The sequence below is a fragment of the Pseudomonas sp. SWRI51 genome, from assembly GCF_014268825.1.
Classification (GTDB): domain Bacteria; phylum Pseudomonadota; class Gammaproteobacteria; order Pseudomonadales; family Pseudomonadaceae; genus Aquipseudomonas; species Aquipseudomonas farsensis.
Genome location: NZ_JABWRG010000068.1, coordinates 1 through 26,890, shown reverse-complemented (window position 1 = coordinate 26,890; position 26,890 = coordinate 1). Strand labels below are relative to the sequence as shown.

Genomic DNA, 26,890 nt, shown 5'->3' with positions numbered 1-26,890 from the left:
TCGCTATCGCGGGGCAAGCCCGCTCCCACGTTTCGATGTAAATCAGTCAGTTAGCGTTTGTTCTATGAGAGCTGGCGACAGCCTGCGATGGCGGCATTACAGGCTGACACTGCCCCGCAATGGGCGTCCGTGTCAGCTCGGCTCTTTGCCGTGCAACTGATCACGATGGGCAAGGCTTGGGAACAGTTTTATCCACAGCCCGGTAACCACCAAGGTACCAACCCCGCCCAGCACCACCGCAGGTACCGTCCCCAGCCAGTGCGCGGTAACCCCCGACTCGAACTCGCCCAGCTGGTTGGAAGCCCCGATGAACAGCCCGTTCACCGCGCTGACTCGGCCGCGCATTTCATCCGGGGTCTGCAACTGCACGAAGGCGCCGCGGATGACCATGCTGATCATGTCCGCCGCCCCCAGCACCACCAGCACCGCCAGCGAGAACCAGAACGAGGTCGACAGGCCGAAGGCGATGGTTGCGACGCCGAACACGCCGACCGCTGTGAACATGGTGCGCCCGACCTTGCGCTCCACCGGGAAGCGCGCCAGCCACACCGACATCAACAACGCCCCCACTGCAGGCGCCGAGCGCAGCAGGCCCAGGCCCCAGGGGCCGGTCAGCAGGATGTCCTTGGCAAACACTGGCAGCAGCGCAGTGGCGCCACCCAGCAACACGGCGAACAGGTCCAGGGAGATGGCGCCGAACACGTCCGGGCGGCTGCGTATGAACCGAATCCCGGCCAGCAGTGAGTCCAGCGTCGCACGCCCGCGCTGCGGCGCCTGCTGACGTGCATCGAGGCTGAGCATCAGCATGCAGGCAATGAAGTACAGCACAACCGTTGGCGCATACACCCAGATGCTGCCGAAGGCATACAGAAAACCGCCGATCGCCGGGGCAATGATGGTTGCCGCCTGGGTGGCCGAAGCCGAGGCCGCCACGGCCCGCGGGAACAGTCCAGGCGGCACCACGTTGGGCAGCAGCGCCTGGGTGGCCGGCATTTCGAAGGAGCGCGTGGCACCGAGCAGAAACGCCAGGGCGAAGATCAGCTCGCGGCTGATGTTGTCGCTAACGCTGCCCAGCGCCAGCGCCAGGGCGATCAGCGCTTGCAGGGTTTGGCACAACGCGGCGACCTTGCGCCGGTCATAGCGGTCGGCCACATGCCCGGTGTGCAGCATGAACAGCACGCGCGGGGCGAACTCGACCAGCCCGACCAGGCCTAGGTCGAGCACATTGCCGGTGAGCTGGTAGAGGTGCCAGCCGATGGCCACAGTGAGCATCTGGAAGCCGCTGGCGGTGAACACCCGGGCCAGCCAGAAAGCCAGGAAAGGGCGGTGATGACGCAGCAATTGCGGGGCGGAGTCGGACATCGGCGAGCCTGCGGCCTCGGAAAGACAGGGTTTTGCAGACTACCATCTGTTTGTAACAAAGAGTTGCTGAATGCGCCGTGGGTCAAGCTTCAAGCCGCAGGTAAAGAGGGTGGGACAACCGGTCACGCGGCATTGCGCCACGCACCCTGGCAGAGGATTCGGGACTATGCTTGCTGACATTCGTTGATCTGGATCAACCGTTACAGATGCAACGAATTGGCCACTGGGCCGCAATCCCTGCGATCGAACAGAACAATTCCAACACGCCGCACTCGACTCACGTAGGGGCAGTGGGCATTGGGCCACAAGCCCGACGCCGAATTATCTGAAGAGGAAGCACCATGTTCGGATTAGAAGCCCTAGAGCTCGCCCGAATCCAGTTTGCCTTTACCGTGTCGTTTCACATCCTGTTCCCAGCCATCACCATTGGCCTGGCGAGCTACCTGGCGGTTCTCGAAGGCCTGTGGCTGAGAACGTCCAACGATACCTACCGTGACCTCTACCATTTCTGGTCGAAGATCTTTGCCGTCAACTTCGGCATGGGCGTGGTCTCCGGGTTGGTCATGGCATATCAGTTCGGTACCAACTGGAGCCAGTTCTCCGACTTCGCCGGGGCTATTACTGGCCCGCTGCTCACCTACGAAGTCCTCACCGCGTTCTTCCTTGAAGCCGGTTTTCTTGGCGTCATGCTGTTTGGCTGGAACCGGGTCGGGCGCGGCCTGCACTTTTTCGCAACCGTCATGGTGGCCATCGGCACGCTGGTGTCGACCTTCTGGATCCTGGCCTCCAACAGCTGGATGCAGACCCCTCAGGGCTTTGAAATCGTCGATGGTCGGGTGATTCCGGTCGATTGGCTGGCGGTCATCTTCAACCCCTCGTTCCCCTATCGCCTGATGCACATGGCCACTGCGGCGTTTGTTGCCACGGCGTTCTTCGTCGGCGCTTCGGCGGCCTGGCACCTGCTGCGCGGGCGTGACAACCCCGCGGTGCGCAAGATGCTGTCGATGGCCATGTGGATGGCGCTGATCGTGACGCCGATCCAGGCGGTCATCGGCGACTTCCATGGCCTGAACACGCTGAAACACCAGCCGGTAAAAATTGCCGCTATTGAAGGCCACTGGGAGAACAAACCCGGCGAGCCGACCCCGCTGATCCTCTTCGGCATCCCTGACATGCAGGCCGAGACGACCCGCTACAAAATCGAGATCCCGGCCCTCGGCAGTTTGATCCTGACCCACAGCCTGGACAAACAGGTGCCGGCGATGAAGGACTTCCCGCCTGAAGACCGGCCCAACTCGACCATTGTGTTCTGGTCGTTCCGGGTCATGGTCGGGCTTGGTTTCCTGATGATCTTCGTCGGCCTGTGGAGCCTGTGGCTGCGCAAGCGGGGCACGCTGTACAGCTCGCGACCATTCCTTTACCTGACCCTGTGGATGGGGCCGTCTGGGCTGATCGCCATCCTGGCGGGCTGGTTCACCACCGAAATCGGTCGCCAGCCGTGGGTGGTCTACGGGCTGATGCGCACCGCCGACGGGGTGTCCAACCACAGTTATGCCCAGCTCGGCTTTACCTTGGTGATGTTCGTGGTGGTGTACTTTGCGCTGTTTGGCACCGGCCTGGGCTACATGATGCGCCTGGTGCGCAAGGGCCCGCATACCGGGGAGGGCGATTCCCAGCCGCCGGGTGGCCCTGGCCAGCAACGCACGCCAGCGCGGCCGCTTTCAGCCGCAGACGATGGCCATGAGGCCGACTCCACCCGCCTGAACAAGGGGAATTGAGATGGGCATCGACCTTGCGCTGATCTGGGCCGTGATCATCATCTTCGGGGTGATGATGTACGTGGTCATGGACGGCTTCGACCTGGGGATCGGCATTCTTTTTCCGTTCGTTCAGGCCGAGGGCGACCGCGATGTAATGATGAACACCGTCGCGCCGGTATGGGACGGCAACGAAACCTGGCTGGTGCTGGGCGGCGCGGCATTGTTCGGCGCTTTCCCGCTGGCCTATTCGGTGGTGCTTGAGGCGCTGTACCTGCCATTGATCCTGATGCTGGTGGGGCTGATCTTCCGGGGCGTGGCGTTCGAGTTCCGCTTCAAGGCGCGGGCCCACAAACGCCACATCTGGGACAAGGCGTTCATCTGGGGTTCGCTGGTGGCGACCTTCTTCCAAGGCGTGGCGCTGGGTGCCTTCATCGAAGGCTTCAAGGTGGTGGACCGCAAGTTCGTGGGCGGTACGCTGGACTGGCTGACGCCGTTCACCCTGTTCTCGGGGCTGGGCCTGATCGTCGCCTACGCGCTGCTGGGCTGCACCTGGCTGATCATGAAAACCGAAGGGCCGCTGCAACAGAAGATGCACGAGGTGGCCCGGCCGTTGGCGCTGGTGCTGCTGGCGGTGATCGGGGTGGTCAGCCTGTGGACGCCGATTGCCTACCCGCAAATCGCCGACCGCTGGTTCAGCATGCCCAACCTTGTGTGGTTCATGCCGGTGCCGCTGCTGGTGCTGGTGACGTTCTACCAGTTGCTGCGCGCAGTGCAGCGCCGCGCGCACTACCTGCCGTTCCTGCTGACGCTGGTGTTGATCTTCCTGGGCTACAGCGGCCTTGGTATCAGCCTGTGGCCGAACATCATCCCGCCGTCGATCAGCATCTGGGACGCCGCAGCGCCCCCGCAGAGCCAGGGCTTCATGCTGGTGGGCACGCTGTTCATCCTGCCGTTCATCCTGGGCTACACGTTCTGGAGCTATTACGTGTTCCGCGGCAAGGTTACCCATGACGATGGTTACCATTAGCAGGAGCATGCAGATGGATATCGAGCAGAAGAAGCCGCTATGGCAGCGCCTTGGCTGGCTGGTACTGATCTGGGCACTGAGCGTGGCTGCGTTGGGTGTGGTGGCTTACGGGATGCGCTTGTTCATGAGTGCGGCGGGGCTGAGCACGCATTGAACGACTGAGTGACTGCCAACGGGCTGCTGCACGGCCCATCGCGGGGCAAGCCCGCTCCCACGCCGAATTTGAGGCGCGCAGTTATGTGCAGGCTTGTTCCGGCCTCATCGCAGGCTGTCGCCAGCTCCCACAGGAATCCAGCTCACGCCTCGATATTTTGGTTGTGCGCGGTCTTTGTGGGAGCTGGCGATAGCCTGCGATGAGGCCAGGGCAGGGTTGTACAAAATCTTAGAATGTCCCACTCTGCCTCGTTCACTTACGCGCCTTGAGCACCACGAACTTCGGCGTGGCGGCAACCTGCTCTACGCCTCTGAACAAGCGTGCCAGCTTGCTGTGGTAGCCCAGGTGGCGGTTGCCGACGATGTACAGCGCGCCACCGACCACCAGCGCTTCACGCGCCTGCTGGAACATGCGCCATGCCAGAAAATCGCCAACCACCTGCTGCTGGTGGAACGGTGGGTTGCACAGCACCACATCCAGCGATTGCTTCTCGACCCCGGCCAGGCCGTCGGCGGCGAGTATGTCCGCCTCACGCTCGCCCAGCGCCGCCTGCCAGTTGTCCCGGGCGGACTGCACGGCCATGTACGACTCGTCCACCAAGGTGTAATGGGCATCCGGGTTGCGCAGGGCGCTGGCGATGGCCAGTACGCCGTTGCCGCAGCCAAGGTCTGCCACACGGGCGTTGCCCAGGCCTTGGGGCAGGTGCGGCAGGAAGGCGCGGGTGCCGATGTCCAGCCCTTCGCGGCAAAACACGTTGGCATGGTTGACCAACTCAAGCGCCGGCTCATCGAGCAGGTAACGGCATGGGTAGGGCGAACGTGCGTGTGGCCGATCCGCCAGGGTAGCGGTCAGCAGCCGCGCCTTTTTCTGCGCCAGCGAAGCCTGCACTGGCCCAATGTACCTTTCCATCAGGTCACCGGCGGCCCGCGGCAGGTGCTTGATCATCGCCCCGGCAACCACTTGCGCACCGGGGGCCAGATGGCCCTGCAGGCGGATCAGCTGTTCTTCGAGCAGGGCGAGGGTCTTGGGTACGCGCAGCAGCACCCAATCGAACGGCCCCTGCCAGGCCTGGTTGGCGGCGATGAACGGCACGCTGTCGAAGCCCTTGCCGTTACGGGCGAGGTTTTTTTCCAGCGCCATGCGCGCCAGATGCGAGTCGCCACTGCTGGTGACCTGCACCTGCCCAGTCAAGCTTGCAGCCAAGGCACCGAAACTGTCGTTGAGAATCAGCACCCGGCAACCTGGCTGCGGCGCCTGGGCAGCCAGGTGCTCCAGCAAGTACTGGTCGGCGGCATCGAAGGCCAGCAACGGGTCGTTGGCCTGCTCCGGCTGGCGGATCAGGTCGAGGTCGGCGAAGGGGCTGTTGAACAAGGGCATGACGTGGCGGCTCTGCTGCGGATCTGCCTGGCGCTCGGCGCGACAGGCTTGAGGCGGGCGATTCTACAGGGCTTTGCCAGTTGCGGGGGAGCGTGCTGTCAGACCAAGCCTTGGCGGGTTGCCTTGACGATGGCGCGGGTCTTGTTACAGGCGTCGAATTTGCTGATGACGTTGCGCAGATGGAAATTCACGGTGCTGGTCGAGAGCGACAGAATAGTTGCCACATCGGAAGCGGTCTTGCCTTCTGCGGACCATTTCAGCACTTCTTTCTCGCGCTCGCTCAATTGCGGCGGTGGGGTCAAGCTTGCCAGGTGATGCTCGCTGAGCACCGCGTGCAGCGTATGGCACAGCCACATGACCTGCCCACTCTTGGCGTACAGCTCGTGGGTGTCGATGGGGTTTAGCGCGCGCGACACGCTGAGCTGGCTTTCGTTGTGCAGCAGGTCATGCACCGATTGGCTCCAGCCGTGCCTCATCCCATGTTGGCAAGCGGCCTCACGCAAATGCGGAACTTCCTCGAACTGCTCGTCGCACCACAGCACAGGCATTGTACTTTGGTGGCACATCGATACTATCGGATCTATCCTGATGAAGCGGTCTTGCTGATAGCGCTGGTTAAATTCCTTGGGGTAGTTGTTGTACAGAATCACTTGGGGGGAATGCGCGGCGACGTGCAAGTGCAGGCTCAGGCCGACGAACTCCATGTCCAGCTCTTGGGCAAGACGCACAGCCTGGGCAAACACCCGCTGCGGGTCTGAATCCAGCATCAGTTGCTGAAGTGCGTTGCTTTCCCAGTGTTTCATCGGTGAAACTCCATTGATCGCTGTGGATCCAATTTCCATGCTGCACGAGCGAAGTGTAGGAAAAGTCGTGATCGGCTGCTCGTTTTTTTTGCTATAGCCCTTACTCTTCTTTAGCAAAAACGCGTGTTCGCGCGATGCCTTACAAACCGGCGGTGTTTATCTGCGGCGCTTTGCGCGACACTTGGCGCATCTGATTCCAGGAGCCCGAAATGACCGCCAGTGCCGACAAGTTCACCCGCCAGACTCTGCTCGATGTCCAGCCCCTGACGCCGAACCTGTTCAGCCTGCGCGTCAGCCGTGACAGCGGTTTCCGTTTTCGCGCTGGCCAGTTCGCCCGTCTGGGTGTGACCAAGGCGGATGGCAGCGTGGTGTGGCGGGCGTATTCTATGGTCAGCGCCCCCCACGATGAATATCTGGACTTCTTCTCCATCGTGGTGCCCGGCGGCGAGTTCACCAGCGAGTTGAGCCGCCTGGGGCAGGGCGATACCTTGCTGATCGACCGCCAGGCGTTCGGCTACCTGACCCTGGACCGTTTCGTCGGCGGCCGCGATCTGTGGTTGCTGGCCACAGGTACCGGTATTGCACCGTTCATGTCGATCTTGCAGGACTTCGAAGCCTGGGAGCGTTTCGATAACATCAAGCTTGTGTATTCGGTGCGCGAAGCCCAGGAACTGGCCTACGAGCAGGAAATCGCCGAGCTTGAGCAGCGCGACTACCTGGCCGAATTCGCCGGCAAGTTGCAGTTCATCCCGGTGGTCACCCGCGAGGCGCACTCTGGGGCGCTGAATGCGCGTATTACCACATTGATTGAAACCGGCGAGTTAGAGAAGGCGGCCGGGCTTGAGCTGTCGCCGGAGCATTCGAGGGTGATGCTCTGCGGCAACCCGCAGATGATCGATGAGACGCGCCAAGTGCTGAAGGCCCGCGACCTGCAACTGAGCCTGAGCAAACGCCCCGGCCAAGTGGCCGTCGAGAACTACTGGTAGAAGGCAAGCTGCAAGAAAAAGCCGGGCCGCGCTTTGTCAGCAACTGCGGTCCGGCTTTTTCTTGTCGCTTGCAGCTAGAAGCTTGCCGCTTATTTCTGCTGCTGGTGCTTGAGGAGGTCGCGAATCTCGGTCAGGAGGGTTTCCTGTGGGGTCGGTACTGGCGGTGCGCTGGGGGCCACGGCCTCCTCGCGCTTGAGGCGGTTGATGGCTTTTACGCCCATGAAAATGGCGAAGGCAACGATCACGAAGTCGATCACCGTCTGGATGAACTTGCCGTAGGCCAGCACCACTGCCGGCACATCGCCTGCGGCGGGCTTGAGCACTACCGCCAGGTCGCTGAAGTCGACACCGCCGATCAACAGGCCCAGTGGCGGCATGACCACATCGCCCACGAACGATGAGACGATCTTGCCGAAGGCCGCGCCGATAATGATACCCACGGCCATATCGACCACATTGCCCTTGACCGCGAAGGCCTTGAACTCACTGAGCACGCCCATGTTGGATTTTCCTTGTAACAAATGGTGAGGTAAACGCAGTGTAAGCCACTGTGACGCTTCATGCGCTGGATACAGGGCTGTTGACTTCGGTTAGACCGAATAGTTTTGTCGCATCCCAGGGCGCCCGTGAGCACCTGCGGTTCGGCTATCATGGCGGTTTTTTCCAGGAGTACCCCGTCCATGGCCAAGGCCAAGCGCTTGTATGGCTGCACCGAGTGCGGCGCGACCTTCCCCAAATGGGCTGGCCAGTGCGCCGACTGCGGGGCCTGGAATACCCTGGTCGAAACCATGATCGAAAGCGGTGGCGCTGCCGCCCCCAGCGGGCGCGCCGGCTGGACCGGGCAACAGGCCCAGCTCAAGACCCTGGCCGAAGTCAGCGTCGAGGAAATCCCACGTTTCAGCACCAGCAGCGGCGAGCTGGACCGGGTGCTCGGCGGCGGCCTGGTCGACGGTTCGGTGGTGCTGATTGGCGGCGACCCAGGTATCGGCAAATCGACCATCCTGCTGCAGACCCTGTGCAACATCGCCACGCAAATGCCGGCGTTGTACGTCACTGGCGAAGAGTCGCAGCAACAGGTGGCCATGCGCTCGCGGCGCCTGGGCCTGCCCCAGGACAAGCTCAAGGTGATGACCGAAACCTGCATCGAAACCATCATCGCCACCGCCCGCCAGGAAAAACCCCGGGTCATGGTGATCGACTCGATCCAGACTATCTTTACCGAGCAGTTGCAATCTGCGCCTGGTGGCGTGGCGCAGGTGCGCGAGAGCACTGCGTTGCTGGTGCGCTACGCCAAGCAGAGCGGCACGGCGATCTTCCTGGTTGGCCATGTCACCAAAGAAGGCTCGCTGGCCGGGCCGCGCGTGCTTGAGCACATGGTCGATACCGTGCTGTATTTCGAGGGTGAGTCGGACGGGCGTCTGCGTTTGCTGCGGGCTGTGAAAAACCGCTTCGGCGCGGTCAACGAGCTAGGCGTGTTCGGCATGACCGACCGTGGCCTCAAGGAGGTGTCCAACCCCTCGGCCATCTTCCTCAACCGCACCCAGGAAGAAGTACCCGGCAGTGTGGTGATGGCCACTTGGGAAGGCACCCGGCCAATGCTGGTGGAGGTTCAGGCGCTGGTCGACGACAGCCATCTGGCCAACCCACGCCGGGTCACCCTGGGCCTTGATCAGAACCGCCTGGCCATGTTGCTGGCGGTGCTGCATCGCCATGGCGGAATCCCCACCCACGACCAGGACGTTTTCCTCAACGTGGTCGGCGGCGTCAAGGTGCTGGAGACCGCCTCTGACCTGGCGCTGCTGGCGGCAGTGATGTCGAGCCTGCGCAACCGGCCGCTGGCCCATGACCTGCTGGTGTTCGGCGAAATCGGTCTGTCTGGCGAAGTGCGCCCGGTGCCCAGCGGCCAGGAGCGCCTTAAAGAGGCTGCCAAGCACGGCTTCAAACGCGCCATCGTACCCAAGGGCAACGCCCCCAAGGAATCGCCGGCAGGCTTGCAGGTGATTGCAGTAACCCGGCTGGAACAGGCGCTGGATGCGTTGTTCGAGTAGCAAAAAGGGCAGCCGACGATGCGCGTCGGCTGCCCTGCGTTGACTGCCTCGATCAGCAGTCAGTGCTCGGCCACCGCCTTGCGCCGGGGCGCCTGGTTACCTTGCTCGTCCAGCTCCATCACCGGTACTTCATTACCCTCGGCATCGAACAGCTTGCCGTCCTTGAAGTAATCGCCGTCGCGCAGTGCGGAAATGTCGGAGTAGTGGATGGTGCGCTCGTAGCCAGCGGCGAACACCGACTGGTTTTCCGAGTTGCCGGTGGTGAAGTGGTTGAACATCAGGTTCAGCAATATGGCCATGATCGCCGCCGAGCTGATACCGGAGTGGAAGATGGTTTCGAACCAGTTAGGGAAGTTGTGGTAGAAGGTCGGGGCAGCGATGGGGATCATGCCGAAGCCCAATGAGGCCGCCACGATGATCAGGTTGACGTTGTTCTTGTAGCTGACCTTGCTCAGGGTGCGGATGCCACTGGCCGCGACCGTGCCGAACAGCACGATGCCGGCGCCGCCCAGCACTGGCGTGGGTACAGCGGCGATGATCCGGCCCATGACCGGCAGCAGGCCGAGCACCACCAGAATGACCCCGCCGGTGGCCACCACATAGCGGCTCTTGACCCCGGTCACTGCCACCAAGCCTACGTTCTGGGCGAATGCGCTCTGGGTGAACGAGCCGAAGATCGGCGCCAGCATGCTCGATGCCATGTCGGCGCGCAGGCCATCGCCCAGGCGCTTGGAATCGACCTTGGTGTCGATGATGTCACCGACCGCCAGAATGTCCGCCGAAGTTTCCACCAACGTCACCATGATCACGATGCACATCGACAGGATGGCGGCGATGTGGAACGTTGGCATGCCGAAATGGAACGGCGTGGGGAAGGCGAACATCGGGCCCTCGCTGACCTTGCTGAAGTCGGCCATGCCCAGCGACCAGGCGATCAGGGTGCCGACCACCATCGCCAGCAGGATCGACAGGCGTGAAATGGCTGCGTTGCCCAATTTACTCAGCAACAGCACGATGGCAAAGGTCAGCCCGGCCAGGCCGATATTGGCCACGCTGCCGAATTCCGGCGATGCGCTGTTGCCACCCATCACCCAGCGTGCGGCCACCGGCATCAGGGTCAGGCCGATGGTGGTGATGACGATGCCGGTCACCAGTGGTGGGAAGAACTTGGTAATGCGCGAGAACACTGGGGTGATCAGAAAACCGATCAACGAAGCCGCCATGACCGCGCCCAGTACGCCCTGCAAGCCACCGCCGCCTTCGCTGCTGATGATTGCACCCATGGTCGCCACGCCGGCGAACGACACCCCTTGTACCAACGGCAGCTGACAGCCGAAGAACGGCAGGCCGAGGGTTTGCAGCAGGGTCGCAAGGCCCCCGGCAAACAACGACGCGGCGATCAGCAGGCCGATCTCAGCCGGCCCAAGCCCTGCGGCTTGGCCGAGAATCAGCGGCACTGCAACGATGCCGCCGTACATGGTCAGAACATGCTGCAGGCCATAGGCCAGGTTGGCGCCGAGGCCGAGGTTTTCATCCTCTGGGCGCGGCGTGGGAGACGTGCTGGTGGACGTAGTCATGGAGCAGGCTCTCGAATTTATTGTTGTCGAACTACTGTAGGCAAGGAGTGCATTCGATTGCTATCGAAATTGTATACAAGTTTTTGATTGTAACGAGCACGCGCGCGCCTCCATTGACGTGGTGCCTGGATGCAGAATGCGTTCCAACTTGATGAATTCGGTACTAGATGTGTGTGTACAACCCGTCAGCCAGCCGGATGTAAGCTGTCTGAGTAGTCAGGAAACACTTTGGCGGGGGTTTGCTTAGCAGGCTAAGAGATTTCAATCTTCGATCAATTGCCGCAGCTCACGCATCATTTCGGTGCTGTCGGCCAGGTTCAGCTCCACCAAACGGTGCAGGTGGGTCATCGAGTCGACATCTATATGCAGGCAGAAAAAGCCCAGGCGTTCGGGTTCTTCATGGCGCAGCTCGACCTGCATGCGTACCTCCGAGCGCTTGTCACTCAGGTGGATGACCGCCTCGAAGTCCTGGCTCAGGTCGGCATCCCAGCGCGCCGGGCGTTCCACCAACAGGCCTTTGAGCGAGACGTCCAGCAGGTTCACCTGCCAGCGCCGATCACCCTGGCGCAATTCGGTCGGGGCATCGAAGTCGATACGCTGGAAACGGCGGCGTTCGTTGGATGGAGTGGTCATGGCAAGGCCCCTGGTCAGTTGCACTGACTATAGACCAGCCATGACCACTCAGGCGTGACCTTGCGCCTGGCTATTTAGCCGCGACGATGTTCACGTCGCTGCAGTTATAGAAGCCTTCGCCTGCTGCATCGTCGCGCTGCCAGCGGGTATAGATGACCCGCTTGCCGGTGTAGTTCTTCAAGTCTACGTCGAGCAGGTAGTAACCATTGCTGGGTTGGGTGTCGCCGATCTGTGCAACCAGTTCCAGGTCATCCCACCTCATTGGCCGCGCGCTGGCGTCATAGCCGTCCTTGGAGACATAGATTTCCCAGTAGCTGGGGTTGTGTTCGGCCATGATCTTGAAGTGCATCTGCACTTTGTTGTTGGCGTCCTTTTGCAGATTGTAGGCCTGCCAGTCGGCTGCGACGTCCAGGCCGCTCTTGTCGTTGACCAGCACGTGGAACCACAGGAGGCTCTTGAACTTATTGAGCCAGGCGGTCAAGTCGTTGCGTTTGGCTGAGTCGACGTGATTTCCCGCCGAGCACAGTTGGCCGTCAGGAATGGCCGCCTTTACCGCATCCATGTTGCGGTAGTCCGAAACGTTCTTGGACACCTCGTGCCACTGGTTGAACTGGAACACCGCCTGCAAGGCGTCATTGTCGAACTTTTTGTATACGTGCTGGTAGGCGGCGCGGCAGCCTGGGCTTTTGATCGCCGAACCGTCCAACGGCCAGTTGTAGTCGCCAGCCTTGTGGCAGGCCAATTGGCGTGACGCCGGTACTTCCATTGCGCCATGCATCGGCGTTACCGGCGCCGCCATGCCGGGCAGGCTGAGCCCGGCAGCGAGCAGGGCAATCGCGCTTCTCAAGACGATGTTCATGGTGGTCATCCTTGGCATGCTATAGGTGGGCCTTGAAGATCGGTCACCGTAAAAGATCCCACAACTGGCAAAAATGTCAGGTGCCTCGTCATCCGATGGCCGATGCCGCTCTAGCGCGGGTGCTGGCGGTCGAGGTGGGTGTAAGAAATTCAATATGGTAATGCGCGCAGGCAGGCCCTAGACTCAGGGGGCAGTCCTTTCCAACCAATCAGCTGGAAGCATGCCATGAACAACAATAACAGCCTGCTACGCCACATCCCGTGGCTGGCACTGGCGATCATAGGAGCCTGCGCGCTGGGTGTGGTTGCCCTGCGTCGCGGTGAGGCCATCAACGCCTTGTGGATCGTGGTCGCGGCAGTGGCCATCTATCTGGTCGCATACCGTTACTACAGCCTGTTCATCGCCACCAAGGTGATGCAACTCGACCCCCGTCGGGCAACCCCCGCGGTGCTCAACAACGACGGTCTGGACTATGTTCCGACCAACAAGCACATCCTGTTCGGCCACCACTTTGCCGCCATCGCTGGCGCCGGCCCGCTGGTCGGCCCGGTGCTTGCTGCGCAGATGGGCTACCTGCCCGGCACCCTGTGGCTGATCGCAGGCGTGGTGCTGGCCGGCGCGGTCCAGGACTTCATGGTCCTGTTCCTCTCCACCCGCCGCAACGGCCGCTCGCTGGGCGACATGGTGCGCGAGGAGATGGGCCGCATTCCGGGCACCATCGCCTTGTTCGGCTGCTTCCTGATCATGATCATCATCCTCGCGGTGCTGGCGCTGATCGTGGTCAAGGCCCTGGCCGAGAGCCCGTGGGGCATGTTCACGGTGATGGCGACCATCCCGATCGCGATGTTCATGGGCATTTACATGCGCTACATCCGCCCGGGCCGCATCGGTGAAATCTCGCTGGTCGGCGTGGTCTTGCTGCTGCTGTCGATCTGGCTGGGGGGCCAGATTGCCGCGGATCCGGTCTGGGGCCCGGCATTCACCTTCACCGGTGTGCAGATAACCTGGATGCTCGTGGGCTACGGCTTCGTCGCCGCCGTGCTGCCGGTGTGGCTGGTGCTGGCGCCACGTGACTACCTGTCGACCTTCCTCAAGATCGGCACCATCGTCGGCCTTGCCATCGGTATCTTGATCATCGCCCCTGAGCTGAAAATGCCGGCGCTGACCCAGTTCACCGACGGTACCGGCCCGGTCTGGAAGGGCACCCTGTTCCCGTTCCTGTTCATCACCATCGCCTGTGGTGCGGTGTCCGGCTTCCACGCGCTGATCTCCTCGGGGACCACGCCCAAGCTGCTGGACAACGAAACCAACGCCCGTTACATCGGCTACGGCGGCATGCTGATGGAGTCGTTCGTCGCCATCATGGCCATGGTTGCCGCTTCGGTGATAGAGCCAGGCGTGTACTTCGCCATGAACAGCCCGGCCGCAGTGGTGGGCAGCGACGTGGTGTCGGTGGCGCAGACGGTCAGTAGCTGGGGCTTCCTGATTACCCCCGAGCAGCTTGAGGCGGTGGCCCGTGATATCGGCGAGCACACCATCCTGGCCCGTGCCGGTGGTGCGCCGACACTGGCGGTGGGTATCGCGCAGATCCTGCACCAGGTGCTGCCAGGTGAGAACACCATGGCGTTCTGGTACCACTTCGCCATTCTGTTCGAAGCGCTGTTCATCCTGACCGCGGTAGACGCTGGCACACGTGCCGGGCGGTTCATGCTGCAGGACCTGCTCGGCAGCTTCGTGCCTGCGCTCAAGCGCACCGAATCGTGGGGTGCCAACCTGTTGGCAACCGCCGGTTGCGTGGCGATGTGGGGCTACCTGCTGTACCAAGGCGTGATCGACCCGCTGGGCGGCATCAACACCCTGTGGCCACTGTTCGGCATCTCCAACCAGATGCTGGCCGGTATCGCCCTGATGCTCGGTACCGTGGTGCTGATCAAGATGAAGCGCCAGCGCTACATCTGGGTCACCCTGGTTCCGGCAGTGTGGCTGCTGATCTGCACCACCTTCGCTGGCCTGATCAAGCTGTTCGACCCCAACCCTGCGGTCGGCTTCCTGGCCCTGGCGAACAAGTACCGCACCGCGCTGGACGCAGGCCAGGTACTGGCCCCGGCCAAGGATATCGGGCAGATGCAGCACGTGATCTTCAACGCCTACACCAACGCCGGCCTGACCATCCTGTTCCTGGTGGTGGTGTTCAGCATCCTGTTCTTCGCCGTCAAGGTTGGCTACGCCGCCTGGGGCCGCAAGGAACGGACCGATAAAGAAACCCCGTTCCAGGCTCTGCCGGACGCTTGAGAGGACTGCCGCAATGTTCAACGACCTGGGTCGGCTGGGTAAGTACCTGGGTCAGGCGGCCCGCCTGATGGTAGGCATGCCTGACTACGACAACTATGTCGAGCACATGCAGAAAACCCACCCGGACAAGCCGGTGATGAGCTACGAGGCGTTCTTCCGTGAACGCCAGGAAGCGCGTTATGGTGGCAAGTCCGGCCCCAAGTGCTGTTGAACCTGCGACACGTTTGAACCTGTGGGAGGCCGGGCAACCGGCCTCCCACAGTCATTTTCGGCTTCAGGAGATATTTGCGTGCACACGCCCATACCCGTAACCGTGCTTACCGGCTTTCTCGGTGCCGGCAAGACCACGTTGCTCAAGCACATGCTCAAGGCCGAACACGGCCTGAAACTCGCCGTCATCGAAAACGAGTTCAGCGAGGCCGGCATCGACAGCCAACTGCTGGGCGATGAACCGGTGCAGGTCATGACCCTGGCCAACGGCTGTGTCTGCTGCAGCATCCATGGTGACCTGACTCGCGCCTTGTACCTGCTGCTCGAACGCCTGGATGCGGGCGAAATCGCCTTCGACCGCCTGGTGATCGAATGCACCGGCCTTGCAGACCCGGCACCCGTGGCGCAGACATTCTTCATCGACGAAGACCTGCGCGAGCGCTACATCCTCGACGGCATCATCACCTTGGTCGATGCCGTGCATGCCGAGGTGCACCTGGCCCAGGCCATCGCCCAGGCTCAAGTTGGTTTTGCCGACCGCCTGTTGCTGAGCAAGACCGACCTTGCCGAGCCTGCAGCGGTAGAGGCCCTGCGTGAACGCCTTTCACGCATCAACGGCCGGGCGGCTATTCGGGTAGTCGAGCACGGCCGCATCGAGCTTGCTGAACTGCTGGACGTGCGCGGCTTCAACCTCAACCCGGACCTGGGCATCAGCCCCAAACCGGCCCTGCGCCCGGTGCTCAAGCCCGCCACCCCGGACCGCATCAGTACGCTGGTGCTGCGCAGCGACACAGCGCTGGACATCGACCGCCTCAGCGACTTCATGAACGAGCTGCTCGAAAGCCACGGCAAGCAACTGCTGCGCTACAAAGGCGTGCTGAACATCGCCGGTGAAGACCGCCGCCTGGTTTTCCAAGGGGTGTTGAAGTTGTACGGGTTCGACTGGGATGCCGAGTGGAAAGACGGCGAGGCGCGCGAGAGCGTGATGGTGTTCATTGGGGATGAACTGCCGGAGGATAAGATACGGACGGGGTTCGAGGCTTTGGCCTACGCGTGAGTGGGATATAGCTGACTGGTTGATGCCGCCGATAGGCGGCATTTTCCTAGGCCTTGTTCAACCTACAGCGCCGAGGTCTCGGTCCTTCTGTTAAGGGCCTAAGGAGGCGAGCACTATGAATCCTCAAGTCGGTTCGGACTTTGATGCATTTCTCGCTGAGGAAGACCTTCTGGAGGAAGTCACCGCATTTGCGTTGGAGCGGGCTTGATTTGAGTGCTGAACCTTCGCAATGAGGCCAGCAGGCTGAGTAAAGTTGTCTTGCAGCGGCATAATCTTGCCGTTTTGTGCGAACTCAAGTAGCGCGCTGTTAGGCAGTGCCCGTGCATACGGGGCTTATATTGATTTGGCGCGAAACTTGCTTTTCCGATAGGTCCAGGCGTTGCCTGGCGAAAAGAATTTTATTTAACTCATGGATGAGAGGTCGTGAAAGGGAGAATACAGTGAAAATTCATGCTGAAGGGGTAGTTAATGTTCCCGTGGCCAAGGCTTCCGGCGAAGAACAAAAGAACGGGCCGTCTTTCGCTTCTGTTCTAAATAATAGTCTTAAGGAGAAGGAGCCCGGTGAACGTACCAATGATTACACTAAAAACGAGGCGTTAAATTATGCGGCGCGGACTGAAGGTTATGCTGATGGGCTGATGAACTCATTCATCAATGACATTGGTGGTCCGTTGCTGGACTACAGCGATCCCGACGTGGTGCGGTTCTCACGCTCTGGCGAATTGGTTACACCAGACGCCATGATTTACTATCGTGAACAAAATGATAGTGCGAAGCAGAACTACAGGGAGATCTATGAGGCGGGAAAAGCTAACGGAGATAGCACGGAGAGAATTTTCGAGAAGTTTCTTGATTACAATGCTTCTCTGCCCGCTCGCTATAAAGGCATGGCAAATCTTAGCTTCTGATTTCGTGAACTAGTACTCAACTGAAGTTGCCGGACTGTGCTCCAGATGGTTTCAGGCCTGTTGGTCGCGTCATCTATGAAAGTGGTTGGTGTTTATATCCCTTGCTAATTAGCGCGACTGTTGGTTGCTTCTAGGGGGGCTGATAGGTTTATGCTGATTTGGTATCGAGAACGTCCCAAACACCTTCGGCGGGGAGTGCCTGCTGGCACGCACCCACAAAAAAGCCCGGCACAAGGCCGGGCTTCTTCAGATCAGGCATTCGCCAATCAGTTGCCGTACACCGGCAGCTTCTTGCAGATGGCCTTGACCTTCTCACGGACAGCGTCGATTACCGCTTCGTTGTTCAGGTCGGCGAGGATGTCGCAGATCCAGCCGGCCAGTTCGCGGCACTCGGTTTCCTTGAAACCACGAGTGGTGACGGCTGGGGTGCCGAAACGCAGGCCCGAGGTGACGAACGGGGAGCGTGGGTCGTTCGGGACCGAGTTCTTGTTGACGGTGATGAACGCTTTGCCCAAGGCTGCGTCAGCGTCCTTGCCCGAGATTTCCTGCTTGATCAGCGAGAGCAGGAACAGGTGGTTCTGGGTGCCGCCGGACACCACGTCGAAGCCACGCTCGATGAACACTTCGGCCATGGCCTGGGCGTTTTTCACCACTTGTTGCTGGTAGGCCTTGAACTCAGGCTGCAGCGCCTCCTTGAAGCAGATCGCCTTGGCGGCAATGACGTGCTCCAGCGGGCCGCCCTGGGCGCCTGGGAAGACTGCCGAGTTGAGCTTCTTCTCGATGTCGGCGTTGGCACGGGCCAGGATCAGGCCGCCACGTGGACCGCGCAGGGTCTTGTGGGTGGTGGTGGTGACCACGTCGGCGAATGGCACCGGGTTCGGGTAGACGCCAGCAGCAACCAGGCCAGCGACGTGGGCCATGTCGACGAACAGGTAGGCACCAACTTTGTCGGCGATTGCGCGGAAGCGTGGGAAGTCCAGCACTTGCGAGTAGGCCGAGAAGCCGGCAACGATCATTTTTGGCTTGTGCTCGACAGCCAGGCGCTCGACTTCGTCGTAGTCGATCAGGCCGTTGCCGTCGATGCCGTACTGCACAGCGTTGTACAGCTTGCCCGACGAGCTGACCGAAGCGCCGTGGGTGAGGTGGCCGCCGTGGGCCAGGCTCATGCCCAGGATGGTGTCGCCGGCCGACAGCAGGGCCAGGTAGACCGCAGCGTTGGCCTGGGAACCGGCGTGTGGCTGAACGTTGGCGTAATCGGCGCCGAACAGCTCTTTGGCGCGGTCGATGGCCAGTTGCTCGACCACGTCGACGTATTCGCAGCCGCCGTAGTAACGCTTGCCTGGGTAGCCTTCGGCGTACTTGTTGGTCAGTACCGAACCCTGGGCTTCCATGACGGCTGGGCTAGTGTAGTTTTCCGAAGCGATCAGCTCGATATGCTCTTCCTGGCGCAGAGCTTCTTGCTGCATGGCTTCGAAAAGCTCGGCGTCGTACTTGGCAATGGTCAAATCACGGCTGAACATGGCGGTCCTCAAGGATCGGGCTTAATTGGGGGGGCATTCTAACCGATTGATTCGCGCCTGGCATATGAAGTGGCATCAAGTCGCGGACCAAAGGGGTTCATGTTGCAGGCCGCGTCGGGACTGGGCTGGAGTTGACTTCGGAGTCCGCTTTCACGCACGCCTGCGTAGGCGCGGCCTGGTGCCGCGAAAGGGCCGCAAAGCGGCCCCGGCGAGGTGCTCGACAACAACCTGCCTGCCTCACTGGAACATGAACAACGTCTCGTTGCTGAACTGCGCCTCGAACTGGTTGGCCGGCATCGGCCGCCCGAACAGGTAGCCTTGCACCTCGTCACAGCCGTGCTCGCGCAGGAACTCAAGCTGCTCGTGGGTTTCGACACCTTCGGCGATTACCGCAAGGTTCAGGCTGTGGGCCATGGCGATAATGGCCCGGGCGATCTGTGCGTCCTGCTCGCCCGAGGGCAAGCCGTCGACGAAGGTCCGGTCGATCTTCAATACATCGATCGGGAACTGTTTGAGGTAGTTGAGCGAGGAATAGCCGGTACCAAAGTCATCGACCGCGATGCTCAGGCCGAGGTTTTTCAGGCTGTCGAGAATATGCATGGCCTCGTTGACTTCACGCATCAGGATGCTTTCGGTCAGTTCCAGCTCAAGGCACGCCGGCGGCAGGCCGGTTTCTTCGAGGATGTTGGCGATGCGCGTGCCCAACTGGCCATCGGAGAACTGCCGCGCCGAAATGTTCACCGACACTTTCGGTACCCGCACCTTCTGCTGGTGCCACACCTTGAGCTGGCGGCTGGCCTCGTGCAGCACCCAGTCGCCGATATCCACCACCAGGCCCAGCTCTTCGATCACCGGGATGAACTCGCCCGGCGGCACCAGGCCGCGGGTCGGGTGGCGCCAGCGCAGCAGCGCCTCGGCGCCGGTCAGGCGCTTGCCGTCACCGCTGAACTGCGGTTGGTAATACAGAATGAACTCGTTCTGCTCCAGCGCATGGCGCAGGTCGCTTTCCAGCTCCAGGCGCTCCAGGGCGCTGGCGTTCATGTCGGCCTGATAGAACTGGAAGTTGTTCTTGCCGCGCTCCTTGGCGTGGTACATGGCGGTGTCTGCGTTTTTCATCAGTTGGCTCAGCTCGCTGCCATCCTGCGGGCTGAGCGCGATGCCGATACTGGCGGTGACGAAGAACTCGCGGTTTTCCAGCACGAACGGCGTGACCAGCCGGGCAAGGATGTTCTCGGCCACATGAATGGCGCGGTTGAGCGCCTGTTCGCGGGTGGCACGCGGCTGTAGCAGCAAGGTGAACTCGTCGCCGCCCATGCGCGCGACCGTATCGTCGCCATCGACACAGCCCAGCAGGCGTTCGGCCATGTCCTTGAGCATGCGGTCGCCGGCGGCGTGGCCGAGGGAGTCGTTGATCGGCTTGAAACGGTCCAGGTCGAGGAACATCAGCACCACCCAGGCCTTCTGCCGCTCGGCTTGCTGCAAGGCGTTGTACAGGCGGTCCTGGAACAGCGTGCGGTTAGGCAGGTGGGTGAGGGCGTCGTAGTAGGCCAGGCGGTGGATGCGTTGCTCGCTGGCCTTGCGTTCGCTGATGTCGGTGAAGAAGCACACGTAGCTGGCCAGGTCGCCTTCGTCGTCGAGCACGGCGGTTATGCCGACCCAGGCCGGGTAGTGCTCGCCGTTGCGGCGCTTGAGGAACACCTCGCCCTCCCAACTGCCGCGCTGGTTGAGCTGCTTGAGGATATAACCCAGGTGCGCGTCCTGCTGGTCTGCCACGGTGAGCATGCCCGGCAACTGGTCGAGCACCTCGGCCACGGCGTAGCCACTGACGCGGCTGAATGCCTCGTTGGCCTGGACGATGTAACCGGCTGGGTCGGTGATGAGAATGGCCGAGGTCGAGTGCTCGAATACCGTCGCCGCCATGCGCAGGTCTTTCTCGGCGCGGCGCTGCTGACTGATATCACGGCCCACCCCCAGAACACCCTCGAAGTGTTCGTGTTCGTCCCAGACCAGCACCAGACGCAGCTCGATGGGGATCTTGCGACCGTCTGCACGCATGCAGTCGAACAGGAACAACTGCGTCGGCAGGGTGGTGCGCAGGCTGGCCAGTTGCTCGCTGTCGCCCAGCGCCTTGCTGACCCGCTCCATCAGTGCGTAGACACCGGTAAGTTGTGCCGGGTTGGCGACGATCGACTGCCAGCCGTGGGCAAAGATCCAGTCCGCCTGGTAGCCCAGCACGGCCTGTACCGAGGGGCTGACGTAGTTCAGTTGCAGCTTGCTGTCGGTGGAGAAGATCACGTCGCTGATGCTTTCGGCGAGCATGCGGTAGCGTTGTTCGCTGTCGCGCAGCGAGGCACTGGCCTCGATCTGCACCGTGACGTCCTTGCCCACGCCGATGATGCGCTGCACCTGGCCATCGCCATCGCGGGTCAGCACCTGTTCGCGAATGTCGTAGCAGCGCCAGCGGCCATCGCGGTGGCGGAAGCGCAGTTGGCAGTGCAGCGAGTCGCCGTAGCTGCTGTCCAGCTGCTGTTGGCGCAAGGCGTTGTAGTGCTCGGCATCCTCGGGGTGCAGCAGCAGCTCCCAGAAACGCTCGCCCATTTGCGCAAGCTCCGCGCGGTCGTAGCCCAGGGTCTGGCCGAGGTGACGGTTGCTGAAGATCATGCGCTGGCTGTGCACATCTTGCACATACAACTGGTCCGGCACGGTGCGCACCACATCCGACCAGAAGCTCTCACGTTCGAGCAGCGACAACTCGACCCGCTTGCGGCTGGTGATGTCGCTGATGCTGAGGATCACCGCCTGATAGTCGCGCCGCTGCTGCGGCATGCGCACCATCAGCCACAGGTGCAACTCGTCGCCCTGCGGGGCCTGCAAACGCACTTCCAGCTCAAGCTGGCTGCGGCCTTCGAGCAGCGCATCGATCAGTTGCATGCCGACACTGTCGCGGCCATCGCCGCTGCCGTCGATCAGGCGCTGCCAGGCGCCTGCGTGGCAGTCGACATTGAGCAACTGGCGGGCTACCTGGTTGATTTCGGTGATCTTCAGCTCTTGCAACAGTGAGCGGCGCAGGTTGGCGTCCAGCGCCAGGCTCTGCTTGAGTGCAGCAAGATTGCGCAGGTGGTAGCGGTCGAGCTGGCCGGGCAGGCTGGAAAGGTCAAGCACGCACAGGGCAACGCCCGTGCCTTCGAAGATTTCCTGATAGCGCCGACGGTCTTCCTGCAGGGCGCGCTGGCGCCTGCGCATATTGATCAGCGCCAGCACCGGCAGCAGGGCGCAGAACAAGGCCAGCAGGCACTTGCCAACCAGTGCCGGAAGCAACTTGCCACGTGCCAGGCCTTCGTCGAACAACCCGCGTAGCTGCCAGTTGCTGTGGTCGAGAAACGCCAGCATCACGCTTTGCAACGGCTCGCCGCTGGTGGCGGTTGGCCCGTGGCGTTCGATGACCTCGCCATCGCGGCTGTTTTCCAGCAGCCACAGCGGCTGGCCGGAGCCGTCCAGGTGCTGGGTGAGTTCCTCGTAGTAGTCGGTGCTCAGGCGCAGCAGCCAGTAACCACGGTCCTGCTCTGCGGTCTGGCGCAGCAGCAGGTAGATGCGCTGGTTGTCGGGGCTGTTGGAGAAAAAGAACGCATGGCCCTGGTTCAACTGGCGCATTTCGTCAATCAACTGACGGTCGGGGCTGCCGGCCAGGGTGTCGCTGAGCAAGCGCCCGCTGGTATCCATCCAGGCCAGATCGCGCAGGCTAGGCAGGCGCGTCTGCAAGGTTTCGAGCAAATTGGGTAACGCGCTGGACGCCGGTGGTTTGACGTAGGCCTGCACCAGATTCAACGCCTGCTGGGCCTTGAGCGACATGTTCAGGCCAAGATGGTCGGCAAGTTCGGCGCTGGTGGCCACGCTTTGCTGGCGCAGGTCATTCTGGGTGTGGCGGTACTGGGTGACCAGTTGCCACAGCAACAGGGCCAGCAAAACCAAGGCCAGCAGGGCCAGTGCGCCCTTCAGCGAACCGCGCAGGTGTGAGCCGACCGCGTGGGCGGCAGCAGGGCGCAGAGGGGGCATTTGCGTCAGATTGGTCAAGCGTTGGTCCTGCGATTGGGCTGGCGATGGCAGGGGTTCCATGCACGGCGCATGCCGTGGCCTGGCGTATGGCCGGCGCACTATAAGCTGCACATTTGAAGGCGGCTAGCATGCCTGCAATTGTGGCAAAGTGCCAGCCGGCTTGGCGATGGGCGGTGCGGCCATCCTGCCCGGCCTGTTCGGCAAGCCCCTGCCAGCTGTGCGAGAATGCCGGCCGCTTCAATAGTCAACGCATCGGAGAAGTACGGTTTTGGTTACCCACTATTCCATCAATGGGCTTGAATCCGCCTGCGGGCGCAGCAGTGACAAGCTGGTCAGCACCGCCCTGGCCGAGGGCGTGTCGTGCAAGACCTGCCAACGTTCGCTGGCCAAGCCTGAGGCCGTCGCCGTCAACAAGACGCCGTCGCTGGCCGAGCTGCGCGAGTCGGCCAAGGCCGCGAAAATGGCCGCAGCGGTTGTCAGCGAAGTGGCTGTGGCCGCGCCGGCCAGGCCTGCAGTTGTGGTCAAGCCGGCGGCTGTGGCCAGCAAGCCGGCCGAAAAAGCTGCGCAACCGCCGGCCCGCAGTGGCGGTTTTTGCGTCAAGTCGGCCTGGGCTGCGCGCCTGGGCGAGCAGCCGGGCCGTAGCCGTCTGCCGCGTGGCAAGAAACGCCAGGCGCACGTCTGATACAGCCTGCAGGGTGGGCCCGGGCCTTACAGGGCCTGACGGCCCGCCTGCCATCTACCCCATCTGTGCAATGCCCCGACTTGGCGTAGAATGGCCCACTTTGTTCACTGACACCCCGTAAACACATCCCCCGGGCAACCGCCGCGGGCGTACGTCGATGTCTTTACCTATTTGATAGAGGGCTTGGTTTTGGCTCAATACGTCTACACCATGCATCGGCTGAGCAAGGTCGTGCCGCCGAAGCGTGAAATTCTCAAGAATATTTCCCTGTCGTTCTTCCCCGGCGCCAAGATCGGCGTGCTCGGCCTGAACGGCGCGGGTAAATCGACCCTGCTGCGCATCATGGCTGGCGTCGACAAAGAGTTCGACGGCGAAGCCCGCCCGATGCCGGACATCAACGTCGGCTACCTGCCCCAGGAGCCGCAACTCGACCCCACCAAGACCGTGCGTGAAGTGGTCGAAGAAGCGGTCAGCGTCATCAAGGACGCCCAGGCGCGCCTGGACGAAGTCTACGCAGCCTACGCCGACCCTGATGCCGACTTCGACAAGCTGGCCGCCGAACAGGCCAAGCTCGAAGCCATCCTGCAAGCCGCCGATGGCCACAACCTCGAGCGCCAGCTGGACGTTGCTGCCGATGCCCTGCGCCTGCCGGCCTGGGATGCCAAGATCGAACACCTCTCGGGCGGTGAAAAACGCCGTGTTGCCCTGTGCCGCCTGCTGCTGTCGGCCCCCGACATGCTGCTGCTGGACGAACCGACCAACCACCTGGATGCCGACTCGGTAGCCTGGCTTGAGCGCTTCCTGCACGATTTCCCCGGCACCGTGGTAGCGATTACCCACGACCGTTACTTCCTCGACAACGTCGCCGGCTGGATCCTCGAACTGGACCGCGGCGCCGGCATTCCATACGAAGGCAACTACTCGGGCTGGCTGGAGGCCAAGTCGGACCGACTGGCGCAAGAGTCCAAGCAGCAGAGCGCCCATGAGAAGGCCATGAAAGAGGAACTGGAGTGGGTGCGCAAAGGCGCCAAGGCCCGCCAGTCCAAATCCAAGGCTCGTCTGCAGCGCTTCGAAGAAATGCAATCGCAGGAATTCCAGAAACGTTCTGAAACCAATGAAATCTACATCCCGGCCGGCCCGCGCCTGGGTGACAAGGTCATCGAATTCAAGAACGTTACCAAGGGCTACGGCGATCGCGTACTGATCGACAACCTGTCGTTCGCCATGCCAAAAGGCGCCATCGTCGGCGTAATCGGTGGTAACGGTGCCGGTAAATCGACCCTGTTCCGCATGCTGATGGGCAAGGAACAGCCAGACTCGGGCAGCATCGAGATTGGCGAAACCGTGCAACTGGCGTGTGTTGACCAGAGCCGCGAAGACCTCGACGGCAGCAAGACGGTGTTCCAGCAGATTTCCGATGGTTCCGACCAGATCCGCATCGGCAACTACGAGATCCCGTCGCGCACCTACGTGGGCCGCTTCAACTTCAAGGGTGGCGACCAGCAGAAGTTCGTCAAGGACCTCTCCGGTGGTGAGCGTGGCCGTCTGCACCTGGCACTGACCCTCAAGGAGGGCGGCAACGTCCTGCTGCTCGACGAACCGTCCAACGACCTCGACGTCGAAACCCTGCGTTCGCTGGAGGAAGCCCTGCTGGACTTCCCGGGCGCCGCCATCGTGATTTCCCACGACCGGTGGTTCCTTGACCGTGTGGCCACCCACATCCTGGCGTACGAAGACGATTCCAGCGTGTTGTTCTTCGAAGGTAACTACACCGAGTACGAAGCCGACCGCAAAAAACGCCTGGGCGACGCTGCTGCCCAGCCGCACCGCGTCCGTCACAAGAAACTCGCCCAGTAAGGCGGGTTCAGACGCACAGAAATGGGGCCCCTAGTGGCCCCATTTTTGTGCCTGCATTTTCGTTTTGCGCCGGCAAATCAATGGGTATTTTGTATACATTTATATAAAACGCACCAAATAATTTCAAAAAAACGACATTTCGCCCTGTTGCAGTGCGTTTGCTTCTTGGTACATTTCAGAAAAAACCAATAAACAATCCCTCTTTGGTGAGACGTCTACCATGATCGAATCCGTCGACAGTTTCCTGGCCCGCCTGCAACAGCGCGACCCGGCCCAGCCCGAATTCCACCAGGCAGTGGAGGAGGTGCTGCGTACCCTCTGGCCCTTCCTCGAAGCCAACCCACAGTACCTGCAAGCCGGGATTCTCGAACGCATGGTCGAGCCTGAGCGTGCAGTGTTGTTCCGCGTTTCGTGGGTGGATGACCAGGGCAAGGTGCAGGTCAACCGCGGCTACCGTATCCAGATGAACAGCGCCATTGGCCCTTACAAAGGCGGCCTGCGCTTCCATCCGTCGGTGACCTTGAGCGTACTCAAGTTCCTGGCCTTCGAGCAGGTGTTCAAGAACTCGCTGACCTCGCTGCCCATGGGCGGCGGCAAAGGTGGCTCGGACTTCGATCCAAAGGGCAAGAGCGACGCTGAAGTGATGCGCTTCTGCCAGGCGTTCATGAGCGAGCTGTACCGCCACATTGGCGCCGACTGCGACGTACCGGCCGGTGACATCGGTGTGGGCGCGCGCGAGATCGGCTACATGTTCGGCCAGTACAAGCGCCTGGCCAACCAGTTCACCTCGGTGCTGACCGGCAAGGGCATGACCTACGGCGGCAGCCTGATCCGCCCGGAAGCCACCGGCTACGGCTGCGTGTACTTCGCCGAAGAAATGCTCAAGCGCAAAAGCCTGCGTATCGACGGCCGCCGCGTGGCCATTTCGGGCTCGGGCAACGTTGCCCAGTACGCTGCGCGCAAGGTCATGGACTTGGGCGGCAAGGTGATTTCGCTGTCCGACTCCGAAGGTACGCTGTACTGCGAAGCTGGCCTGAATGATGGCCAGTGGGATGCGCTGATGCAGCTCAAAAACGTCAAGCGCGGCCGCCTCAGCGAGCTGGCCGCGCAGTTTGGCCTGGAGTTCCGCAAAGGCCAGACGCCGTGGAGCCTGGCCTGCGACATCGCGCTGCCCTGCGCGACGCAGAACGAGCTCAATGCCGAAGACGCGCGCACCTTGCTAGGCAACGGCTGCATTTGCGTGGCCGAAGGCGCCAACATGCCGACCACGCTGGATGCGGTGGACCTGTTCATCGAGGCGGGCATTCTGTACGCGCCGGGCAAGGCGTCCAACGCCGGTGGCGTGGCGGTGTCGGGCCTTGAGATGTCGCAGAACGCCATGCGCCTGTTGTGGACCGATGGCGAAGTGGACAGCAAGCTGCACCACATCATGCAGTCCATTCACCATGCTTGCGTGCATTACGGCCAAGAGGCCGATGGTTCGGTGAACTACGTCAAGGGCGCGAATATCGCAGGCTTCGTGAAAGTCGCCGATGCCATGCTGGCGCAAGGCGTGGTCTGAGCAAACCGGGGGCTGCCTCATCGCAGGCCCTGCTCAACCGCAACATTGCTGGTTGGGCCCAGTCCTGTGGGAAATGACAGGTAGTTGTGGCGAGAACACGCTCGTACAAAACCATAGAATCTCCCACAGGGACCGCGCACAGTCGCAATTTCGAGAGTTGGCCC

General features: G+C 61.7%; 21 protein-coding genes. 12 read left to right on the top strand and 9 right to left on the bottom strand.

The window, feature by feature from the left end:
* Nucleotides 1-132: 132 nt before the first annotated feature.
* Nucleotides 133-1,362, bottom strand: coding sequence for an MFS transporter (locus HU720_RS17675; protein WP_186521230.1), 1,230 nt, complete (start codon nt 1,360-1,362; stop codon nt 133-135).
* A gap of 341 nt (nt 1,363-1,703) precedes the next feature.
* Between HU720_RS17675 and HU720_RS17670 the strand changes: the two genes are divergently transcribed.
* The 3 genes from HU720_RS17670 to HU720_RS17660 are packed head-to-tail and all read left to right on the top strand — an operon-like array spanning nt 1,704 to nt 4,303.
* Nucleotides 1,704-3,140: a cytochrome ubiquinol oxidase subunit I gene (locus HU720_RS17670; protein WP_186521229.1), complete on the top strand. Its 1,437-nt coding sequence runs from the start codon at nt 1,704-1,706 to the stop codon at nt 3,138-3,140.
* A gap of 1 nt (nt 3,141) precedes the next feature.
* On the top strand, nt 3,142-4,149 hold the full coding sequence (cydB, locus tag HU720_RS17665) for a cytochrome d ubiquinol oxidase subunit II (RefSeq protein WP_186521228.1): 1,008 nt from the start codon (nt 3,142-3,144) through the stop codon (nt 4,147-4,149).
* Between the two features lie 13 nt (nt 4,150-4,162).
* Entirely contained in the window at nt 4,163-4,303 is a 141-nt protein-coding gene (locus HU720_RS17660) for a DUF2474 domain-containing protein (protein ID WP_186521227.1), read from the top strand.
* 252 nt (nt 4,304-4,555) lie between these two features.
* On the opposite strand, the gene HU720_RS17655 is transcribed toward HU720_RS17660, so the two are convergent.
* Both HU720_RS17655 and HU720_RS17650 read right to left on the bottom strand, forming a co-directional pair.
* Nucleotides 4,556-5,680, bottom strand: coding sequence for a methyltransferase (locus HU720_RS17655; protein WP_186521226.1), 1,125 nt, complete (start codon nt 5,678-5,680; stop codon nt 4,556-4,558).
* A gap of 98 nt (nt 5,681-5,778) precedes the next feature.
* Nucleotides 5,779-6,483 (bottom strand): autoinducer binding domain-containing protein, encoded by a 705-nt coding sequence (locus HU720_RS17650; RefSeq protein ID WP_186521225.1) that lies wholly within the window; start codon nt 6,481-6,483, stop codon nt 5,779-5,781.
* Between the two features lie 209 nt (nt 6,484-6,692).
* On the opposite strand from HU720_RS17650, the gene HU720_RS17645 reads away from it, so the two are divergent.
* Entirely contained in the window at nt 6,693-7,469 is a 777-nt protein-coding gene (locus tag HU720_RS17645) for a ferredoxin--NADP reductase (RefSeq protein WP_186521224.1), read from the top strand.
* 89 nt (nt 7,470-7,558) lie between these two features.
* Here the strand turns inward: HU720_RS17645 and mscL are convergent, their stop codons facing one another.
* The gene (gene mscL / locus HU720_RS17640; protein ID WP_186521223.1) at nt 7,559-7,969 is read right to left on the bottom strand and encodes a large-conductance mechanosensitive channel protein MscL; all 411 of its coding nucleotides are present in this window, start codon (nt 7,967-7,969) and stop codon (nt 7,559-7,561) included.
* Nucleotides 7,970-8,149: 180 nt separating this feature from the next.
* Here mscL and radA point away from each other — a divergent pair, with 180 nt between their 5' ends.
* Nucleotides 8,150-9,517, top strand: coding sequence for a DNA repair protein RadA (gene radA / locus HU720_RS17635; RefSeq protein ID WP_186521222.1), 1,368 nt, complete (start codon nt 8,150-8,152; stop codon nt 9,515-9,517).
* Between the two features lie 59 nt (nt 9,518-9,576).
* Here radA and HU720_RS17630 read toward each other — a convergent pair whose 3' ends face one another.
* From HU720_RS17630 to HU720_RS17620, 3 genes are all read right to left on the bottom strand, one after another.
* Nucleotides 9,577-11,094, bottom strand: coding sequence for a nucleobase:cation symporter-2 family protein (locus HU720_RS17630; protein WP_186521221.1), 1,518 nt, complete (start codon nt 11,092-11,094; stop codon nt 9,577-9,579).
* Nucleotides 11,095-11,355: 261 nt separating this feature from the next.
* The gene (locus tag HU720_RS17625) at nt 11,356-11,727 is read right to left on the bottom strand and encodes a PilZ domain-containing protein (RefSeq protein WP_186521220.1); all 372 of its coding nucleotides are present in this window, start codon (nt 11,725-11,727) and stop codon (nt 11,356-11,358) included.
* Between the two features lie 70 nt (nt 11,728-11,797).
* On the bottom strand, nt 11,798-12,586 hold the full coding sequence (locus HU720_RS17620) for a lytic polysaccharide monooxygenase (protein ID WP_186521219.1): 789 nt from the start codon (nt 12,584-12,586) through the stop codon (nt 11,798-11,800).
* A gap of 225 nt (nt 12,587-12,811) precedes the next feature.
* Here HU720_RS17620 and HU720_RS17615 point away from each other — a divergent pair, with 225 nt between their 5' ends.
* The 4 genes from HU720_RS17615 to HU720_RS17600 all read left to right on the top strand — a co-directional run bounded on the left by HU720_RS17615 (nt 12,812) and on the right by HU720_RS17600 (nt 17,053).
* A complete protein-coding gene (locus tag HU720_RS17615; RefSeq protein WP_186521218.1) occupies nt 12,812-14,878 on the top strand; it encodes a carbon starvation CstA family protein in 2,067 nt (688 codons plus the stop codon).
* A 13-nt stretch (nt 14,879-14,891) separates the two neighbouring features.
* Complete coding sequence (locus tag HU720_RS17610; protein ID WP_003251633.1) at nt 14,892-15,089, top strand: YbdD/YjiX family protein; 198 nt, start codon at nt 14,892-14,894, stop codon at nt 15,087-15,089.
* A gap of 78 nt (nt 15,090-15,167) precedes the next feature.
* Nucleotides 15,168-16,145: a GTPase gene (gene yjiA, locus HU720_RS17605; protein ID WP_186521217.1), complete on the top strand. Its 978-nt coding sequence runs from the start codon at nt 15,168-15,170 to the stop codon at nt 16,143-16,145.
* Nucleotides 16,146-16,585: 440 nt separating this feature from the next.
* The gene (locus HU720_RS17600) at nt 16,586-17,053 is read left to right on the top strand and encodes a hypothetical protein (protein WP_186521216.1); all 468 of its coding nucleotides are present in this window, start codon (nt 16,586-16,588) and stop codon (nt 17,051-17,053) included.
* A 266-nt stretch (nt 17,054-17,319) separates the two neighbouring features.
* Here HU720_RS17600 and glyA read toward each other — a convergent pair whose 3' ends face one another.
* Both glyA and HU720_RS17590 read right to left on the bottom strand, forming a co-directional pair.
* Nucleotides 17,320-18,573 (bottom strand): serine hydroxymethyltransferase, encoded by a 1,254-nt coding sequence (gene glyA, locus HU720_RS17595; RefSeq protein WP_186521215.1) that lies wholly within the window; start codon nt 18,571-18,573, stop codon nt 17,320-17,322.
* Between the two features lie 237 nt (nt 18,574-18,810).
* The gene (locus HU720_RS17590) at nt 18,811-22,626 is read right to left on the bottom strand and encodes an EAL domain-containing protein (RefSeq protein WP_186521231.1); all 3,816 of its coding nucleotides are present in this window, start codon (nt 22,624-22,626) and stop codon (nt 18,811-18,813) included.
* Between the two features lie 268 nt (nt 22,627-22,894).
* Between HU720_RS17590 and HU720_RS17585 the strand changes: the two genes are divergently transcribed.
* The 3 genes from HU720_RS17585 (at nt 22,895) to gdhA (ending at nt 26,726) form a co-directional block, all read left to right on the top strand.
* Complete coding sequence (locus HU720_RS17585; RefSeq protein ID WP_186521214.1) at nt 22,895-23,308, top strand: hypothetical protein; 414 nt, start codon at nt 22,895-22,897, stop codon at nt 23,306-23,308.
* Nucleotides 23,309-23,497: 189 nt separating this feature from the next.
* Nucleotides 23,498-25,165: an energy-dependent translational throttle protein EttA gene (gene ettA / locus HU720_RS17580; RefSeq protein ID WP_186521213.1), complete on the top strand. Its 1,668-nt coding sequence runs from the start codon at nt 23,498-23,500 to the stop codon at nt 25,163-25,165.
* Nucleotides 25,166-25,385: 220 nt separating this feature from the next.
* Nucleotides 25,386-26,726, top strand: a complete 1,341-nt coding sequence (gdhA, locus tag HU720_RS17575) for an NADP-specific glutamate dehydrogenase (protein WP_186521212.1) — start codon at nt 25,386-25,388, stop codon at nt 26,724-26,726.
* Nucleotides 26,727-26,890 lie beyond the last annotated feature (164 nt).

Coding starts and splice junctions, on each gene's coding strand:
- HU720_RS17670 (WP_186521229.1), top strand. CDS start 1,704: ATGTTCGGATTAGAAGCCCTAGAGCTCGCCCGAATCCAGTTTGCCTTT.
- HU720_RS17590 (WP_186521231.1), bottom strand. CDS start 22,626: ATGCCCCCTCTGCGCCCTGCTGCCGCCCACGCGGTCGGCTCACACCTG.
- HU720_RS17625 (WP_186521220.1), bottom strand. CDS start 11,727: ATGACCACTCCATCCAACGAACGCCGCCGTTTCCAGCGTATCGACTTC.
- HU720_RS17630 (WP_186521221.1), bottom strand. CDS start 11,094: ATGACTACGTCCACCAGCACGTCTCCCACGCCGCGCCCAGAGGATGAA.
- mscL (WP_186521223.1), bottom strand. CDS start 7,969: ATGGGCGTGCTCAGTGAGTTCAAGGCCTTCGCGGTCAAGGGCAATGTG.
- HU720_RS17660 (WP_186521227.1), top strand. CDS start 4,163: ATGGATATCGAGCAGAAGAAGCCGCTATGGCAGCGCCTTGGCTGGCTG.
- gdhA (WP_186521212.1), top strand. CDS start 25,386: ATGATCGAATCCGTCGACAGTTTCCTGGCCCGCCTGCAACAGCGCGAC.
- HU720_RS17650 (WP_186521225.1), bottom strand. CDS start 6,483: ATGAAACACTGGGAAAGCAACGCACTTCAGCAACTGATGCTGGATTCA.
- HU720_RS17620 (WP_186521219.1), bottom strand. CDS start 12,586: ATGAACATCGTCTTGAGAAGCGCGATTGCCCTGCTCGCTGCCGGGCTC.
- HU720_RS17615 (WP_186521218.1), top strand. CDS start 12,812: ATGAACAACAATAACAGCCTGCTACGCCACATCCCGTGGCTGGCACTG.
- HU720_RS17610 (WP_003251633.1), top strand. CDS start 14,892: ATGTTCAACGACCTGGGTCGGCTGGGTAAGTACCTGGGTCAGGCGGCC.
- HU720_RS17655 (WP_186521226.1), bottom strand. CDS start 5,680: ATGCCCTTGTTCAACAGCCCCTTCGCCGACCTCGACCTGATCCGCCAG.
- HU720_RS17675 (WP_186521230.1), bottom strand. CDS start 1,362: ATGTCCGACTCCGCCCCGCAATTGCTGCGTCATCACCGCCCTTTCCTG.
- cydB (WP_186521228.1), top strand. CDS start 3,142: ATGGGCATCGACCTTGCGCTGATCTGGGCCGTGATCATCATCTTCGGG.
- HU720_RS17645 (WP_186521224.1), top strand. CDS start 6,693: ATGACCGCCAGTGCCGACAAGTTCACCCGCCAGACTCTGCTCGATGTC.
- radA (WP_186521222.1), top strand. CDS start 8,150: ATGGCCAAGGCCAAGCGCTTGTATGGCTGCACCGAGTGCGGCGCGACC.
- glyA (WP_186521215.1), bottom strand. CDS start 18,573: ATGTTCAGCCGTGATTTGACCATTGCCAAGTACGACGCCGAGCTTTTC.